Below are 17,301 nucleotides of genomic sequence, written 5' to 3' on the forward strand. Positions count from 1 at the left end.
CTTTGCGATTCAAAGACGTGCACCAAAATTAAAGCTGTTCAGCGTTATCAGTAAGGTAAGAAGCAACGCCGTCTGGAGAAGCTGTCATACCTTTGTCACCTTTGTTCCAACCAGCTGGACATACTTCGCCGTGCTCTTGGTGGAAAGAAAGTGCATCTACCATACGTAACATTTCATCAACGTTACGACCTAATGGTAAGTCGTTAACTACTTGGTGACGAACGTTACCTTCTTCATCAATTAAGAAAGAACCACGGAAAGCAACACCAGCTTCTGGGTGCTCAACGTCGTATGCTTGACAGATTTCATGTTTAACGTCAGCAACTAGAGTGTATTGAACTGGACCAATACCACCTTCGTTTACTGGCGTGTTACGCCATGCGTTGTGAGAGAATTGAGAATCGATAGAAACACCAATTACTTCAACGCCACGGCTCTTGAATTCTTCCATACGGTGATCAAAAGCAATAAGCTCTGATGGACAAACAAATGTAAAGTCTAAAGGATAGAAAAATACAACCGCTTTTTTGCCTTTAATTGCTTCAGATAACGTGAAGCTATCTACGATTTCACCACTACCAAGTACTGCTGCAGCTGTAAAGTCCGGTGCCGGACGGCCCACTAATACACTCATTTTATTCTCCAAATGTTTTATATGTGTGTTGGTAATACCCCAATAATTATTGAGGCACTACGGGTAATTTCAACTCAAGGTTTAAATTATTTTTCAGAATCTTCGTTCGCAGCCGCTCTTTCTGCTGCTTCTTTTACTAATGGCTGAAGTTCACCTTGCTGGAACATTTCTAAAATAATGTCACAACCACCGATTAACTCACCTTCAACCCATAACTGAGGAAAAGTCGGCCAGTCTGCGTAAATTGGCAGCTCAGCACGTATGTCTGGGTTTTGCAGAATATCTACATAGGCAAATTTTTCACCGCACGACATTAACGCTTGAGACGCCTGTGCCGAAAAACCACAATTAGGTAGCTTCGGTGAACCTTTCATATATAAAAGAATACTATTTTCTGCGATTTGCTGTTTGATACGTTCAACAGTTTCCATTTTTACCTCAATAATAAGTCGCTACATTGCCCTTTAATGGGGACGTGTACTTTATTATTCAATGCTGGCACATCTAATAATAAAAAATATTTAAATAAAAGAGCTTAGCCTTGATAAATGGGCTAGCAATACCTATAAATTCGAGTACACTATGCATAGTTTTAAAATACCTGAGTAGTTTACTCGGATTATTAAAAATTCAAAACATCAAATTTGTTTTAGGGCAAAATAAATTTATCTAATCAATTCCTGGAGAATATAAATGGCTATTGAATTACCAGCTTTACCATATGCGATGGATGCACTTGCACCACATATTTCACAAGAAACTTTAGAATTTCACTACGGCAAGCATCACAACACTTATGTTGTTAAGCTAAATGGTTTAATCGAAGGTACAGACTTTGAAGGTAAATCTTTAGAAGATATCATCAAAAGCTCAGACGGCGGTGTTTTCAACAACGCAGCGCAAATTTGGAACCACACGTTCTACTGGAACAGCTTAAGCCCAAATGGTGGTGGTGAGCCTTCAGGTGCGTTAGCTGATGCTATCAACGCAAAATTCGGTTCATTTGCTGACTTTAAAGCGGCTTTCAACGACAAAGCAGTAAACAACTTTGGTTCAAGCTGGACTTGGTTAGTAAAAACAGCTGATGGCGGTGTAGACATTGTAAACACTTCTAACGCTGCAACTCCACTTACTGAAGATGGCGTAACTCCTTTAATGACTGTTGATTTATGGGAACACGCGTACTACATCGATTACCGTAACTTACGCCCAAGCTACATGGAAGCTTTCTGGGCTTTGATTAACTGGGAATTTGCATCTGCAAACTTCGCTTAATCAATAAGTAATTGAAGAAAACCAGAGCTAAGCTCTGGTTTTTTTATGCCTTAAGTTGATGCCGGTAGCACTATCTCATAACGAACACCAAGCGGAGATGGCATTAAAGAAATTTTTCCATGCAAAACATTGTTTAAAAGATTAACGACCATGGTTAGCCCTAACCCTAAATTTTTCTTCGCTCTTTTATTGGTATAAAAAGGCTCAAATAACTTTTGTTGTCCCTCTTCATCTAAACCAATGCCATCATCTTGATAATCAATGTAAAGTGAGTTGTCCTTAACCATAGCGGTAATTTGGATGGTGCCGCAATCAATCGTTTTAAAGCCATGAATAACTGAGTTTTCAATAAGTTGATATAATACCTGCCATAAACTTTCTTTAATCACCTTAATGTTGATATTTGGCGCAACATCAATTGAAAGCTGATGACTGCCCAGCACTCCACTTACACTATTTTTCACTTCCTGCATAAATTCGGCTAAATCGATAGATTCGACAGGATTATTAACTAACTGTGAATCGACACTTTTAAATTGATTTAGCAAAGACTCTGCTTTATCCAGTCCTTCTTGATTCAACTTTACGAGTTGTGATACGTCGTTCAAATATTGTTGAAATACCTTTTTCGACAAAGATCCTTCATTAAATTTCTCAGATAAAATTGCCATTTTTTCACGAATGGTGCTAACAGCCATTTTCGCTGTACCAATAGGTGTGCTTATTTCGTGTGCAAATCCACAAAGTAGCGCATTAGTGGTCATTGATTTCTCGCTGTTTAAGCTATTGACGTAGCTCTCTTCTTGCGTTTTTATCAACAATTCGAGTTCTTTGTTAGCGGCAGCTAACTCTAGGTTTCTTTCATCTATGGTCAGGTTTAGCTGATTATTTGCTTCTAAAAGACGAGTTCTCGTTAAATCATTTTCAAAGACAACAGCAGCTAAGTTTGCACTCAACTCAATAAATTTAAGATCTTCCTCATCTGGCGCTTTAGGCTCGCCGTAATAGATAGCAAAGGTGCCAAATACTTTTCCGTGTTTACCAATAATAGGCTCAGACCAGCACGCTTGTAAGCCCGCTTGTAGTGCGAGCCCTTTATATTGCGCCCAATAGGGATGCGTATTGATATCTTCAACAATTACACGCTTTTTGGTAAAAGCAGATGTGCCACAAGAACCAACCCCTAATCCTGCAACAACTCCATCTAGCGCTTGGCAGTAAAAATCGGGCAACGAGACAGATGCTATTGGGTGAAGTGTATTTTCAAGGTCGTTGAATAAAAGAATGGAGCAAAATAATTCAGGATTATAAATTTGCGCTTTTTGACATAGGGTATTTAATACATCTTGCAATGGTTCACCAGAGGCAACCATTTTCAATACTTGGTTTCGTCCTTCTTCTAAGGCGCTCAATTTCTGCCAATAATCAACTTGGGCTTGAATATCGTTTGGCGCTTTTAGAGAGTCTTTCATCTTAGTATCTGGTCTTTGATCTTTTACCGCTCATATATACGTATAACAATTTATTAGAAATTGTCCACTATACGATAGTCGAATATGCATTATTCAATTGATGTGTTCGAAGGAATTTTATCAATTTATTTAAAGAGATAATGTAAAAATTTATTGATAAATATCACGCAAATCTAAAATACCAACTAAGCTTATAAATAAGATGGTCAGTTTCTCGGTCTATATACAAAGTATTAAAGTTGCGTAACTCGTCTTTTGTCGACTTCATCTCAGCTTAATACGGTGTTTCTGTTTTAAGGAGGCGGTTATGAGTATTTTTCAGCACTACCAATCTCGATACGATCAGTCACAAGAAGAGTCTTGCACTGTTCAAGAGTTTCTCGATTTATGTAAAACGGATAAATTTGCGTATGCAAGTGCATCTGAGCGGCTCCTAAAAGCGATAGGCGAACCAGAAATGGTTGATACCGCCAGCGACCCAAGGCTTAGCCGGATTTTCTCTAACCGAGTAATCGCCCGCTACCCTGCGTTTGATGAATTTTATGGCATGGAAGAAGCTATTGAACAAATTGTTTCTTACTTAACCCATGCGTCTCAAGGGTTAGAAGAGCAGAAGCAAATATTGTATTTACTGGGCCCCGTAGGTGGCGGTAAATCATCGTTAGCAGAAAAGCTTAAAGCCTTAATGCAACAAGAACCCATTTTTGTGCTAAGTGCAAATGGCGAAAGAAGCCCAGTAAATGATCATCCATTTTGTCTATTCGATAAGAATGCCGACGGCAAGATTCTACACGAAGAATACGGCATTCCTGAGCGATACCTCAAAACCATTATGTCTCCATGGGCTGCCAAGCGCCTGCATGAATTTAAAGGTGACATTAGTAAATTTGAAGTGGTTAAAGTCTACCCTTCAATACTAGATCAACTAGCAATTGCGAAAACAGAGCCTGGTGACGATAACAACCAAGATATTTCTTCGCTAGTGGGTAAAGTGGATATCCGTCAACTAGAACACTTTGCACAGAACGATCCGGACGCTTATAGCTATTCAGGCGCTCTTTGTCGAGCTAACCAAGGTGTTATGGAATTCGTGGAAATGTTCAAAGCGCCGATTAAAGTGTTGCACCCACTATTAACGGCTACTCAAGAAGGTAACTATAACCCGACAGAGGGTCTATCGGCATTGCCTTTTGATGGCATTTTACTAGCTCACTCTAATGAGTCTGAATGGCAAACGTTTAGAAACAATAAAAACAACGAAGCCTTTTTAGATCGTGTATACATCGTTAAAGTGCCCTACTGTATGCGAACGTCCGAAGAAGTACGTATTTATGAAAAATTACTCAACAACAGCGAACTGGCTGAAGCACAATGTGCACCTGACACATTAAAAATACTTGCTCAATTTTCAGTATTATCGCGGTTAAAAGCCCCTGAAAATTCTAGTATTTACTCCAAAATGCGGGTGTATGACGGTGAAAGCTTAAAGGATACCGATCCTAAAGCGAAGTCGTTCCAGGAGTATCGTGACTATGCAGGAATAGATGAAGGAATGTCAGGGTTATCTACTCGATTTGCCTTTAAGATTCTGTCACGAGTTTTCAATTTTGATCATATGGAGGTTGCAGCCAATCCAGTGCACCTATTCTATGTATTGGAACAGCAAATAGAACGTGAGCAATTGCCTCAAGAAACGTCTGATAGATATCTGCAGTTTATTAAAGAGTACCTCACTCCTCAATATATCGACTTTATTGGCAAGGAAATTCAAACAGCTTACCTAGAGTCATATTCTGAATACGGTCAAAATATTTTTGATAGGTACGTTACTTATGCAGATTTCTGGATTCAAGATCAAGAGTATCGCGATGCAGAAACCGGTCAATTATTCGACCGAGAAGCATTAAACAACGAGCTTGAAAAAATCGAAAAACCTGCGGGTATTAGTAACCCTAAAGATTTTCGTAATGAAATCGTTAATTTTGTTTTACGAGCAAAAGCGAATAACAACGGTAAAAATCCGAATTGGACAAGCTACGAGAAGCTTAGAACCGTAATCGAGAAGAAAATGTTCTCTAACACTGAAGATCTGCTTCCTGTTATTTCGTTTAACACCAAAACTTCCACAGACGATCAACAAAAACATGATGATTTTGTCGAACGTATGATGAGTAAAGGCTACACGCAAAAACAAGTGAGGCTTTTATCTGAGTGGTATTTGCGTGTGCGTAAATCCTCCTAGGCAGTAACTAACATGGAGGCAGTAATATATGGCAAATTTTATCGACAGAAGGCTAAACAGCAAGAATAAAAGTACGGTTAATCGCCAACGCTTTATTCGACGTTATAAGTCGCAAATCAAAAAGTCAGTGGAAGGTGCAATTAATAAGCGTGCGGTCACTGATACTGAAACGGGCGAAAATGTTTCTATCGCCCGTAAGGATATGTCTGAACCTGTATTTCATCAAGGAAAAGGAGGAATTCGCGATCGCGTTCACCCTGGCAATGATCAATACAGTGCCGGTGACAAAATAAAGCGCCCTCCTCAACAAGGAGGTCAAGGTAGCGGCGAAGGGCAAGCAAGTAATTCTGGTGAAGGAGAAGATGACTTTGTTTTCTCAATTTCTAAAGACGAGTACTTAAACCTTTTATTTGAAGATTTAGAACTCCCTAACTTAGAAAAAAACCAGCTTGATAAGCTCATTGACTACAAAACGGTTAGAGCAGGTTATTGCGCTGAGGGGGTTCCTGCCAATATTGATATCGTTAAATCTCTGCAAGGCTCGGTGGCGCGTAGAATAGCGATGACGGCATCAAAACGTCGAAATTTAAAAGAATTACAGCAAGCTATTGAAGAGCTTGAAAGTTCACCACATGATCACGCGCAAAAGAAAAAGAAATTATTAGCTGAAATAGAAGAGCTACAAGGGAAAATAGCCAAAGTCCCCTTTATAGATACCTTTGATTTACGCTTTAGAAATTATGCTAAGCAGCCAGTACCAACTTCGAAAGCTGTCATGTTTTGTCTAATGGACGTGTCTGGCTCAATGGATCAGGCCACTAAAGACATGGCCAAGCGCTTCTATATTTTGTTGTATTTATTCTTAACTCGAACTTATAAAACCATAGATGTTGTTTACATACGACACCATACACAAGCGAAAGAAGTCGATGAGCAAGAGTTTTTCTACTCTCAAGAAACTGGTGGCACTATTGCATCCAGTGCGCTTGAACTTATGGTAGATATTGTAAACGACAGATATAACCCGAGAGATTGGAATATCTATGGTGCACAAGCTTCAGACGGTGACAATTGGGCAGACGATTCGCCCTACTGTTACCAATTAATGATGGAAAAAATTATGCCTGTTAGTCGTTTTTTTTCCTACATTGAAATCACGCAAAGGCCCCATCAAACCCTTTGGCATCAATATCAAAACGTGGCTAAAGCCAATGCGCATTTTGCCATGCAGCATATTAAGACAGTCGAAGACATTTATCCTGTTTTCCGAGAGCTGTTCAAGAAAGATCCAGCGAAAGTTGCTTAACCTAGAAGGATATATGCATGACAACACGTTCTCCTTTATCTGATGGCCCTGATTGGACATTTGACTTATTAGAAAAATATCAAACAGAAATTGCTCGTGTCGCAGAGAGCTATCGACTAGATACATACAAAAATCAAATTGAAGTAATTACAGCAGAGCAAATGATGGACGCCTATGCCAGTGTTGGTATGCCTATCGGATATCACCATTGGACCTTTGGGAAGAAGTTTATTCAAACAGAGCAAACCTACAAAAGAGGCCAAATGGGTTTGGCCTATGAAATAGTTATAAATTCAGATCCTTGTATTTCATACTTAATGGAAGAAAACTCTATAACAATGCAAGCCCTGGTGATGGCACATGCATGCTATGGCCATAACAGTTTTTTCAAAGGCAATTATTTATTTAAATCATGGACTGACGCTAGTTCAATTATCGACTATTTATTGTTTGCTAAAAATTATATTGCAGAATGTGAACATAAATACGGTATTGATGAAGTCGAGTCTTGCCTCGATGCCTGTCATGCTCTTATGAATCACGGCGTTGACCGATATAAACGGCCACAAAAGATCTCGCTAACTGAAGAGCTAAAAAGACAAAAATCGCGCGAAGAGTACCTTCAATCACAAGTGAATATGCTGTGGCGAACTTTGCCTGAGGATAAGCAATCAACGAAAGCAACAGGCTCTGTTTTCCCGTCAGAGCCACAAGAAAACATTCTTTATTTCATAGAGAAAAATGCGCCTTTGTTAAAACCTTGGCAGAGAGAAATTGTTAGAATTGTACGAAAAATCTCTCAATATTTTTATCCTCAAAAACAAACACAAGTAATGAACGAAGGCTGGGCTTGTTTTTGGCACTATACCATTTTGAATCACTTATATGACGAAGGGTTGCTAACCGATCAGTTTATGTTGGAGTTTCTCCACAATCACACGAATGTGGTGGCGCAACCTGATTATAACAGCCCATACTATTCCGGCATTAACCCATATGCTTTAGGGTTTAATATGTTTATGGACATTAAACGGATTTGCGAGGAGCCAACTGAAGAAGATAAAATTTGGTTTCCGGAAATTGCCGGCAGTAACTGGTTAGATACAGTGCATTTTGCGATGGAAAATTTTAAAGACGAAAGCTTTATCAGCCAGTTTTTGTCACCAAAGTTAATGCGGGACTTCAAATTATTCCAAGTACATGACGATAGCAGCAAGAGCTTTATTAATGTTGAAGCTATTCACAATGAACAAGGTTACCAAACCATTCGCAGTGCATTATCTAATCAATATAATTTGAGTAATTTAGAGCCAAATATTCAAATAATAAATGCAGATATACAAGGTGACCGTTCGTTAACATTAAAATATACAAGGCATAATGAAATCCCACTAGCGGACAGTAAAGACGAAGTACTTAAACACCTGTATTCGCTATGGCAGTTTGATATCAAATTAGTTGAAGAAGATGGAAATGGCGAAGATAAAATAATTGCGCAGTGCCCTATTCCGGATGAAAAAAAAGAGGCTGCTAGTAATTAGCAGCCTCTCTTCTAAGACATTAAAACGAAAATATTGCTTACTTAGCGAGCTCTTTTAATACATCGTCTTTTAATTCAGCCCAAAGCTTTCCAGATTCTAAGCCATACTTACGAACATACAGTACGGAATCATCAAATTGACCATCTTTTGCTAACTCAATTAGCTTATCGTAATACTGACGAGAAATTTCACGCCCTTTAGGATGTGCAAAATACAAACTACCTAAGCGTGAATACAAGCCTTTAAAGCCATTTAAAATTAATAAATAAATAGGGTTACCTGACGCTACAACCAATTCTTTGTTTAGTTGATAATCAAATTCGGCAAAGGCATCACCAGTATCTTCAATTTCTTTGTACTTCTCTAGCAGCTCAATGGTTTTTTCGGGGTTATTCCTAATGGCACCACGAACATAAATAGCACTAATATTAGTTCTAGCTGACATAAGGTTGTCTACTAGATCAGGAATACCATCTTGGTCTAACTGAGCCAGAGTTTCGAGAATATTTAAGCTTGATGTATCCCAAAAATTGTTAACTTTTGTTGGTTTGCCGTGTTTTATCGTTAACCAACCATCGCGTGCTAAACGCTGTAAAACCTCACGTAGCGTGGTTCTCGTAACACCGATTAACTCAGACAATTCTCTTTCAGCAGGTAAAATAGACCCTGGAGGAAAGCCACCATTCCAAATAGATTCAACAATATACTGCTCAGCAAACCCTGCTGGACTATGTGCTTTTATAACCATATTAGGTCCATTACCAACTAACTAAATTTCAAACTGATTGTACCAGAAGATTTTTTTGGCACAAGCAGCTTCTAAAAAAGTAGATTTTATTCTATTTTACAAGGGCATTGTTAATGCTTACACTAAGTATCTGAACTGATAAATGATAATAACAATGGATAGTACGCATCCTGCTAACTAACCACTATTTGCGAAAAGGTTTACTATGCAACAAACATTTGCAAGCGCAATCTATAAGAATTTTCTGGGCAATTCGCCTGAATGGTACAAATTAGCCATTATTGCTTTCCTAGTCATTAATCCAATCCTCTTTTTCTTTGTCAGCCCTTATGTCGCGGGCTGGGTTTTAGTATTAGAGTTTATATTTACGCTTGCAATGGCACTTAAGTGTTATCCTTTGCAACCGGGTGGTCTATTAGCTATTGAAGCCGTAGCAATTGGTATGACGACACCATATAAAGTTCTTCACGAGCTTGAGGTTAATATTGAAGTAATATTGCTATTGATATTCATGGTAGCTGGTATCTACTTCATGAAGAATTTACTCTTATTTCTCTTCACCAAAATAGTCACTAAGGTAAAATCTAAAACAGTTGTTTCACTATTGTTTTGTTTTGCAAGTGCCTTTTTGTCGGCATTTTTAGATGCGCTAACCGTAATTGCGGTAATAATAAGTGTATCGGTTGGCTTTTATTCTGTTTATCACAAAGTCGCTTCTGGTAAAGAAGTCCATCATGATCACGATCATACTACCGATTCAGAAGTCACTGAATATTCTCGTGAAGACCTTCAAAGTTTCCGTGCTTATTTAAGAAACCTTTTAATGCACGCTGGTGTAGGTACAGCATTAGGCGGTGTTTGTACTATTGTTGGTGAACCACAAAACCTTATTATTGGCGATCAAGCGGGTTGGCAATTTATGGAATTTGCGATTCGAATGTCACCAGTTACTTTCCCAGTTTTAATCGCTGGTTTAATTACTTGTGCGCTGTTAGAAAAACTGAAATGGTTTGGTTACGGCGCTCCACTCCCTGAAAAAGTAAAACAGATTCTTATCGATTTTGATGCAAACGAGAGCCGTAATCGCACTAAGAGAGACAATGCTAAATTAGTTATGCAAGGCGTTATCGGCATTTGGTTAATTGTTGCTTTAGCACTACATTTAGCTGCTGTTGGCTTAATTGGTTTAACTATTATTATTCTTGCAACTTCTTTTACAGGTGTTACCGAAGAACACCAAATCGGACATGCATTTGAAGAAGCCTTACCGTTTACCGCTTTATTGGCCGTATTTTTTGCTGTCGTTGCGGTAATTATTGATCAGCAACTTTTTGCACCAGTAACCAACTGGGTACTGACCTTTGAAGGCAGTCAACAGCTCGTCATGTTCTATTTAGCTAACGGCTTCCTGTCTATGGTAAGTGATAACGTGTTTGTTGGTACTGTGTATATTACTGAAGTTAAAAAAGCGCTGTTAGACGGTGTTATTACTCGAGATCAGTTTGACTTATTAGCAGTTGCCATTAACACGGGTACTAACTTACCAAGTGTTGCAACACCAAATGGTCAAGCTGCGTTCTTATTCTTGTTAACGTCAGCTTTAGCCCCTCTCATCAGGCTATCGTATGGCAGAATGGTTGTAATGGCGTTCCCTTATACTATCGTACTAACTATTGTTGGTTTAATCATGATCCAATCAGGATTCTTAGAATCTAAAACTCAAGATTTTTACGACAGTGGCATGATTTCTCATCATCAGGTGACGGATGGCAAAGGAAATGATTTAGTCGGCCACTAGCCTTGAAATAAAATAAAAAAAGCGCTTTAACAAGCGCTTTTTTTATTTCTGTTACAAATTGCTGATGAAATATTTGGTAATTTATTGTTTACTATAAAAAGTTTAAGTTTATTAAGGTGATTAAGTGAAGTTTTTAAGTGATTTAGCTTCTAATAAAAAAGCGTGGCAATTATTAGCCATTAGTGCCCTAGTGTTTGAACTAGTTGCGCTGTTTTTCCAATACGGTATGGATTTAAAGCCCTGTATTATGTGTATATATCAACGCGTAGCAGTTTGGGCGCTTTTCCTCGCTGGTGTCATTGGGAGCATAGGCAGTAAAAATATAGTCGCTAGAATTGTAGCTTTTGGGCTTTGGGGAACAGGAGCTATTTGGGGATTAATCATTGCGCAAGAACATGTGCAAACACAAACAGCTAAGTTTTCATTTTTATTTAGTTGCGAATTTGAACCTAACTTTCCAACTTGGGCCCCTTTACATGAATGGATTCCTGCTTTATTCGCAGCAACTGGCGATTGTGGAGAAATAAGTTGGCAGTTTTTAGGCTTTAGCATGCCACAGTGGATGGTCTTTATTTTCCTTGTGTATACTGCTTTGTTTGGTGTTGTTTTACTTGCAAGAATAGCGTCTACCAAGTCTATCTAATCTAATGCCTACCATAGTCTTGCTTGTCTTTCACATCAAACAACAAGCAAGACTATCAACTAAGCACTTTAAAGTTGAAGCGCTTTAAACACCTCTTCATTAGGAAAACCGTCTGCAATTAATGATTCTTTCATTTGAAATGCACGGATCGCTTTTCGGCTATTTGGCCCCCAAATACCATCAGGCTTACCACTGTTAAAACCTAAATCATTGAGCTTAGATTGCAATGCAGTTAATTGCGTTCGACTAAATGGCAATGGTTTCGGAGAAGTAATTTTGCTTACGCCTTGAGCTCCTTTAAGTTTGTCCGCCAAAATCCCCACCGATAGCGCATAGTTCTTCGATAAATTCCATTTCATCACTATGTCAAAATTGCGATACACTAAAAATGCATGTCCTTGGTGGCCATTAGGTAATACTAATTCAGCCTGCATAGTAGATTGAGGCAACGCATTACCATTTGTTTGACGTACACCAGCTTTAGCAAAGTCACTCAACGGATATTTCTTATCGTATTCGAATGCTGAGAAATCAAAACCGTCAGGCAGAACAACCTCTCTCCCCCACCGTTCACCGCGTTGCCAGCCTATTTTTGATAGATAATGTGCAGCGCTAGTAAGCGCATCTACTTCGCTTTGCCAAACATCTATCTTGCCGTCACCATCACCATCGATAGCGTACTTACGCATTGCAGAAGGCATAAACTGCATATGACCCATTGCGCCAGCCCAAGAGCCTTTGAGTTGCTCAGTAGCAACTGTTTGATTATCGATTAAGTGTAATAAATCAAACAGTTCATCCGTAAAGTACTCACTTCGTCTATTGTCACATGCTAAGGTAGCTATCGCGTTAAGAATTTCAATCTTGCCTTTATGGCGACCAAAAACGGTTTCAAGACCCCAAAAAGAAACTAAATATTGAGGTGCGACACCGTATTTTGCATGAAGATTGTCTAAAAGCTCTTTATGCTCTTGTAGTAATCTTTTCCCATTCGTTATGTGATAGTTACTCACTCGTTTATCAACATACTGGGCAAAGCTTTGCGCAAATTCAGGCTGGTTTTTATCTAGCTTTATCACTCGTTCGATAGGTGTAAGCTTATTGATAACTGCAACGGTAGAATCAGTTAACTGCTCATTCTTAGCTCGCACTAAAAAGTCACTCTGACATTGTGTAAATGTTCTTACCTCTTGAGCAATGTTGTTCTCTATATCTTTAGTTTGTTCGATTGCTGCGTATACAGGAGCTACTGCGCACGATAATGGCAGAGCGATTGAAAAAGCTTTGAAAATTTTTTGACGCATTGAAGACCTTAACTGTGAAAACGTTGGAGAAAATATTCGTCTAACAGCAAGGTAAACAATTATCTTTTAAAAGGCAATAAACTTAGGTTTCAATCAAGATACTGGAATAATATCTTTCAATGCTGTCATCAAATTTAGTGCACTGTCACCGGACATTTCATAAGGCTCAAATTCTTCAGACATGGAATACTGCAGTATGGTATCTTTGGTACTTTCCGTGAATGGAAGAAACCCCATATTCCACTGAGAAAACGCCCTAGAATTTACCTCTTGATATTGCAAAATCTCTATTTTTTCGTGGCGAGGATCATTTAAAATACGATGAAACGTAGCGTTAACATCTTCTCGAGAGCCTTCCAAGCACTGCAGAAAATATTTTCTATTAAAATACAAAATACCCGTTATCGCCGAGTGCTTATTTCTTGACTTAGCTGTCTCTAAAATATCGATAAGATCTTTTTCTTCAAAAGAAGAAGAAATTGAGCTTACATACAGTAACCTTACCATAAACATATCAAAGACCCTCAATCAAAGTAGCCCAATAAAACAGTACGCCCCAAGTTTAAAACTAGATCAGAGTTAATCTTGAATCAATTGGTCGTACATTCTCTTTACTTGTAGATCACCAAAGCTGTAGATACCAGAAATTGAGTAAAATTCTCTAAAGACCTCTGGAAAACCGATACCTAAATTATCTTCTTTTCTCTTGTTTATTATATCAAGTAGCATGCGTTCAGGCTTACCAAAGCCACTTTTATCTGGTGCTCTCGCCATCTCCGCAGCAATGGCGTTATTGATAAAAGCGAGTTTTGGCGATAACTGGTGCCCCGTTTCCTTAAGTTTAATTAAGTCGTTCAACGCGTAACAGCGCCAAAGTTCAGCAAGAAGCTTAATATCTTCAGCCTGTAGTTGAATTCGGTCATTAAATGCCTGCTGCAATTTTTTATCTGACATACCAGAAAAATTATATTCACACCCTTTACACGGCCTTATTAGGTATATCTCTTTATTTACTTGAGCCATATCGAGTAAGTAAGTAACAAACCATAAATTAACTTGGCAAAAGAGGTCTTCTTCAAACCAAAGAGTAATATCTTCATTCTTAGCTAAGCTCAGTATTTTTCTAAATTCTGGGATGGAATCACGAATATAGTCTTCTTTAGTACAAGGAGGGTAACTTCCAATAAACTCAGCACGTTTATCTAAAAAAATTTCTAAATCTTCAAGAGAACGGTAGCCGTCGACTAGACACTCTCGAGCAACAATTCTTTCGCCGCTAATAAATTCTGGAAAGCGGTTTAAAAGCGCGTCGCCATTCAAAATATGCACTGACATTTCAATTTTTCATCCATAAATCTTTAACCAATTGAATCATAATAGAATACTTCAAGAAAAATAATAAGGCTTGGCGATTTTTAAAGGCTTTAGTTAACGCCAGAGAGAAGCTGTTTGCAAAGTGAATCAACATGTTGTGGTTCTAAGCGAAAAGGCTCCTACACACTCACATCAATATTTTGGCCACGATTACTTTCATTCCTATTCTCTTGCTGAGCACGTTGTTGCTCTTCTTGAGATTCTCTTAGTTGATTTTGTCTCTCAATATCTTGTAAACGTTGCTTCTCTTGCTCTTGATTAACTTTATTTTGCTCTTGAATCACCTGAGCAATAGAAGAATTTGAGCCTTGAATACTTTCAACCATTATACTTCTCCATTGCTTAAACCTTATCAATAATTATAGCAGTGACTAATTGCTTTCGCTAAAGTCATCGCGGTAAGAAAAAGGGTTAAAATTGGAACTACTCTTCATGATATAACGCTTCTTTAACTACTTTAATTTTTTGACTGCTTTCGAACTTTTTCTTATTCGGTTCTACCACTTATGAATGCTACTAAAGGCGAATTCAGCAGCGCTGGTCTATAATTTGGGTTAAGTTAAATAAACTCTGGAGCCTGCGATGATAACCTCTAAACGCTCACTGGCTTGTTTGTTTTCCCAGCTAGGAATTGATAGTAGTTCCGCAAATATAGATAGATTCATTGACAATAACGCTGGTATTCCTGCTGATATTGCATTAGCTGAGGCGACTGCCAATGGAACAACTCACACAGAGTTTTTACAACAAATACTCACTGAGAATTCCGATTGGTCGGAAGTAATAAGAGGGTTAAATCTGCTACTAAGGTAAATATCGATATCTAAGCTAAAAGAAAAAGCGCTACAGTATTCAACCATAGCGCTCACTTTGCTATAAGTATTCAATCTTAAGCTGCGTTTTCCGCAGGTTTTGCCGACGTTTTACCATAAGTTAGTCGTCTTAAAACCCACTCCATAGGACCAAATTGATGCCCTTTCATCCAATACATTGTAAAGCTAATCAAAATCACCCAGACTCCCACTACAATAGAAGCCTGACCTACTCGACTTACTTCACCGAAATAGCCCAATCCCCATCCATGGAAAATAAAACAACATATTAATGTCTGTAAAAGGTAATTAGTTAATGCCATTTTACCTACATTGGCAAGTACAGCTTTCACCTGTAAAAGTACAGAAGAACGGCAAAACACAATTAAAAACGCCATATACGCAATAGCAGAGAAAATACTCCCCCAGTAATTATATAGACCAGCTGAAATCATTGAAGTTAAAGGGAATTCAGAAGCGAAATTCAAATGCGAACCGTAAGCAGATAAGCCTGTGCCTAAGATAAATAATACTAAGCCCACACTAATCAAAGCTTTAGACGAGTACCTATCACCAAAGAAATTCATTTTATACAAAGCCATGCCTATAGCCATTAATCCGATAATGCGAAACTCATAGAAAAGAATATTTCCAACAGCATGCCCAAACATGGTGTTTCGATACTCTGTCGCATCTACCCAAGAAGACTGTACTGAAGCTACTTCTTTGGCAACGATTTCCGCAGATGGCTTCCATAAGTTTTGCATTTCCTGAAGCTCTGGGCCTTGCAACATTGGCAGAACAAAAGAGAAGGCCCACATGAGCAACGCCATAGTAGTAATTAAGCAAATTCCCATAATGATGAGAAATCGAGGCGACTTTTCATACATTAAATACGCCAAAGCGCCACCGATAGCGTACCCAAGTAAAATATCCCCGTACCAAAAAACTAAGGCATGAATCAAACCAAATATGGCCAAAAAGAACATTCGCTTATAATGAACTCGGGCCGAATTTCCACCTTTACTTTCGACATTTTTTGCTAAAAGCACAATACCAGCGCCAAACAACATAGCAAAAATAGTCATAAACTTTTGGTCAGCAAATATGTGTCCTAAGTAATAAACCCAAAAATTGGCGCCTGTTAAATCACCATACGCCATAGGGTTAACATAGGCAGAAAATATCATAGAAAATGCCTGGATATTCATAATAAGAATACCCAAAATAGCAACTCCTCTTATAATGTCTAAAGTTACAATTCGCTCTTTTTTGTCTATCGGAGCTGAGTAATTTTGATCCGTCATACGTCCTCTTCCAAAACTTCTAAATCTTTATAAATTTTATTAGTCTTATTCTTAACGCGTTTATTACAATCTATTTTGGACATCGAAACAAGTAGACGTTCCCTGTGGTTGATCTCATACCTAAATCGAATAGACAAACGGCTAAATCCAATGAATGAAGCTTTTCGAAGAAGTTATAAGTAAAACAATTTTTAAGTGAAGAAATATAGAGGTAAATAAATCTGCTACAGTTTGGTAGAGCAGCCTAATACATAGGAGGCGAGAAATTAATAGCCACATAAATCCAGATAACTTTGCGAGCAGTTTATATCTATGTGGCTTTGTTATTTATTTAGATGCTAACAATGGCGCAGAGGTGACATCTACTTTGTAAGTTTTAACTTCAATTAAGTTTTTATCTGCATGAAGTGAAATACTAGCTAGAGCATCTCGTTGTAACGGGTACTCTTTACTAGCGAGCTTGTTAAAGAAGCTTTCTTGTTTGCTATGTCTCTTAAAAGTTTTATTTACACAAGATTGCTCAAATTGCATATTCTGTGCGTCAACACATTTAAGCACTTCAGATTTATCTGCCGCTAACGTAACTTGACTAAAACTTAAAACGGTTACCGCTGTCAGTATAGCTCTATACATAATTACCCCCTTTAAGTGATTTCAAAATAAGTCTAGCAAAACAGGCTTCAAAGTACCTAGCATATTTTTATTACATGTTTATGACAAAATGTGACAGCAAACATTTTTTTTGAATTTTAAAGCTATATCATTGAAATTAAATAAAATTTAAATTCAATTTTTATTTTCTTTAAAAGTGAATGCAAAGTAAGAAAGGTATTCAGGGGAAATTG

The 17,301-nt window shown here is 38.1% G+C and carries 17 protein-coding genes; 7 read left to right on the forward strand and 10 right to left on the reverse strand.

Features of this window, described 5'->3' with window-relative positions; genetic code table 11:
* Window positions 1-28: 28 nt before the first annotated feature.
* The gene (locus ACOB80_RS08085) at window positions 29-634 is read right to left on the reverse strand and encodes a peroxiredoxin (RefSeq protein ID WP_473165302.1); all 606 of its coding nucleotides are present in this window, start codon (window positions 632-634) and stop codon (window positions 29-31) included.
* Window positions 635-720: 86 nt separating this feature from the next.
* Window positions 721-1,065, reverse strand: coding sequence for a Grx4 family monothiol glutaredoxin (locus ACOB80_RS08090; protein WP_473165303.1), 345 nt, complete (start codon window positions 1,063-1,065; stop codon window positions 721-723).
* Window positions 1,066-1,327: 262 nt separating this feature from the next.
* On the opposite strand from ACOB80_RS08090, the gene sodB reads away from it, so the two are divergent.
* Window positions 1,328-1,909: a superoxide dismutase [Fe] gene (gene sodB / locus ACOB80_RS08095; protein WP_473165304.1), complete on the forward strand. Its 582-nt coding sequence runs from the start codon at window positions 1,328-1,330 to the stop codon at window positions 1,907-1,909.
* Between the two features lie 50 nt (window positions 1,910-1,959).
* On the opposite strand, the gene ACOB80_RS08100 is transcribed toward sodB, so the two are convergent.
* The gene (locus ACOB80_RS08100) at window positions 1,960-3,381 is read right to left on the reverse strand and encodes a GAF domain-containing sensor histidine kinase (protein ID WP_473165305.1); all 1,422 of its coding nucleotides are present in this window, start codon (window positions 3,379-3,381) and stop codon (window positions 1,960-1,962) included.
* Window positions 3,382-3,688: 307 nt separating this feature from the next.
* On the opposite strand from ACOB80_RS08100, the gene ACOB80_RS08105 reads away from it, so the two are divergent.
* Genes ACOB80_RS08105 through ACOB80_RS08115 form a run of 3 tightly spaced genes read left to right on the forward strand, consistent with a single transcriptional unit; the run spans window position 3,689 to window position 8,470 of the window.
* Window positions 3,689-5,623: a PrkA family serine protein kinase gene (locus ACOB80_RS08105; RefSeq protein ID WP_473165306.1), complete on the forward strand. Its 1,935-nt coding sequence runs from the start codon at window positions 3,689-3,691 to the stop codon at window positions 5,621-5,623.
* A gap of 28 nt (window positions 5,624-5,651) precedes the next feature.
* Entirely contained in the window at window positions 5,652-6,929 is a 1,278-nt protein-coding gene (locus tag ACOB80_RS08110) for a YeaH/YhbH family protein (protein WP_473165307.1), read from the forward strand.
* Between the two features lie 17 nt (window positions 6,930-6,946).
* Complete coding sequence (locus ACOB80_RS08115; RefSeq protein WP_473165308.1) at window positions 6,947-8,470, forward strand: SpoVR family protein; 1,524 nt, start codon at window positions 6,947-6,949, stop codon at window positions 8,468-8,470.
* 37 nt (window positions 8,471-8,507) lie between these two features.
* Here ACOB80_RS08115 and fadR read toward each other — a convergent pair whose 3' ends face one another.
* Window positions 8,508-9,218 (reverse strand): fatty acid metabolism transcriptional regulator FadR, encoded by a 711-nt coding sequence (fadR, locus tag ACOB80_RS08120; protein WP_473165309.1) that lies wholly within the window; start codon window positions 9,216-9,218, stop codon window positions 8,508-8,510.
* A gap of 205 nt (window positions 9,219-9,423) precedes the next feature.
* Here fadR and nhaB point away from each other — a divergent pair, with 205 nt between their 5' ends.
* Window positions 9,424-11,016, forward strand: a complete 1,593-nt coding sequence (gene nhaB, locus ACOB80_RS08125) for a sodium/proton antiporter NhaB (RefSeq protein WP_473165310.1) — start codon at window positions 9,424-9,426, stop codon at window positions 11,014-11,016.
* A 124-nt stretch (window positions 11,017-11,140) separates the two neighbouring features.
* Window positions 11,141-11,659 (forward strand): disulfide bond formation protein DsbB, encoded by a 519-nt coding sequence (gene dsbB / locus ACOB80_RS08130; protein WP_473165311.1) that lies wholly within the window; start codon window positions 11,141-11,143, stop codon window positions 11,657-11,659.
* A gap of 68 nt (window positions 11,660-11,727) precedes the next feature.
* On the opposite strand, the gene ACOB80_RS08135 is transcribed toward dsbB, so the two are convergent.
* The 4 genes from ACOB80_RS08135 to ACOB80_RS08150 all read right to left on the reverse strand — a co-directional run bounded on the left by ACOB80_RS08135 (window position 11,728) and on the right by ACOB80_RS08150 (window position 14,663).
* Entirely contained in the window at window positions 11,728-12,963 is a 1,236-nt protein-coding gene (locus ACOB80_RS08135; protein ID WP_473165312.1) for a lytic murein transglycosylase, read from the reverse strand.
* Between the two features lie 93 nt (window positions 12,964-13,056).
* Window positions 13,057-13,476, reverse strand: a complete 420-nt coding sequence (locus ACOB80_RS08140) for a BLUF domain-containing protein (protein WP_473165313.1) — start codon at window positions 13,474-13,476, stop codon at window positions 13,057-13,059.
* A gap of 66 nt (window positions 13,477-13,542) precedes the next feature.
* Window positions 13,543-14,298 (reverse strand): hypothetical protein, encoded by a 756-nt coding sequence (locus ACOB80_RS08145; protein WP_473165314.1) that lies wholly within the window; start codon window positions 14,296-14,298, stop codon window positions 13,543-13,545.
* Window positions 14,299-14,456: 158 nt separating this feature from the next.
* Window positions 14,457-14,663, reverse strand: a complete 207-nt coding sequence (locus ACOB80_RS08150) for a hypothetical protein (RefSeq protein WP_473165315.1) — start codon at window positions 14,661-14,663, stop codon at window positions 14,457-14,459.
* Window positions 14,664-14,919: 256 nt separating this feature from the next.
* Between ACOB80_RS08150 and ACOB80_RS08155 the strand changes: the two genes are divergently transcribed.
* On the forward strand, window positions 14,920-15,150 hold the full coding sequence (locus ACOB80_RS08155) for a DUF2789 family protein (protein WP_473165316.1): 231 nt from the start codon (window positions 14,920-14,922) through the stop codon (window positions 15,148-15,150).
* Window positions 15,151-15,226: 76 nt separating this feature from the next.
* Here ACOB80_RS08155 and ACOB80_RS08160 read toward each other — a convergent pair whose 3' ends face one another.
* The gene (locus ACOB80_RS08160) at window positions 15,227-16,456 is read right to left on the reverse strand and encodes a DUF418 domain-containing protein (RefSeq protein ID WP_473165317.1); all 1,230 of its coding nucleotides are present in this window, start codon (window positions 16,454-16,456) and stop codon (window positions 15,227-15,229) included.
* A gap of 327 nt (window positions 16,457-16,783) precedes the next feature.
* Window positions 16,784-17,089, reverse strand: a complete 306-nt coding sequence (locus tag ACOB80_RS08165) for a hypothetical protein (protein WP_473165318.1) — start codon at window positions 17,087-17,089, stop codon at window positions 16,784-16,786.
* Between the last annotated feature and the right edge of the window lie 212 nt (window positions 17,090-17,301).

Source organism: Thalassotalea coralli, assembly GCF_055786205.1.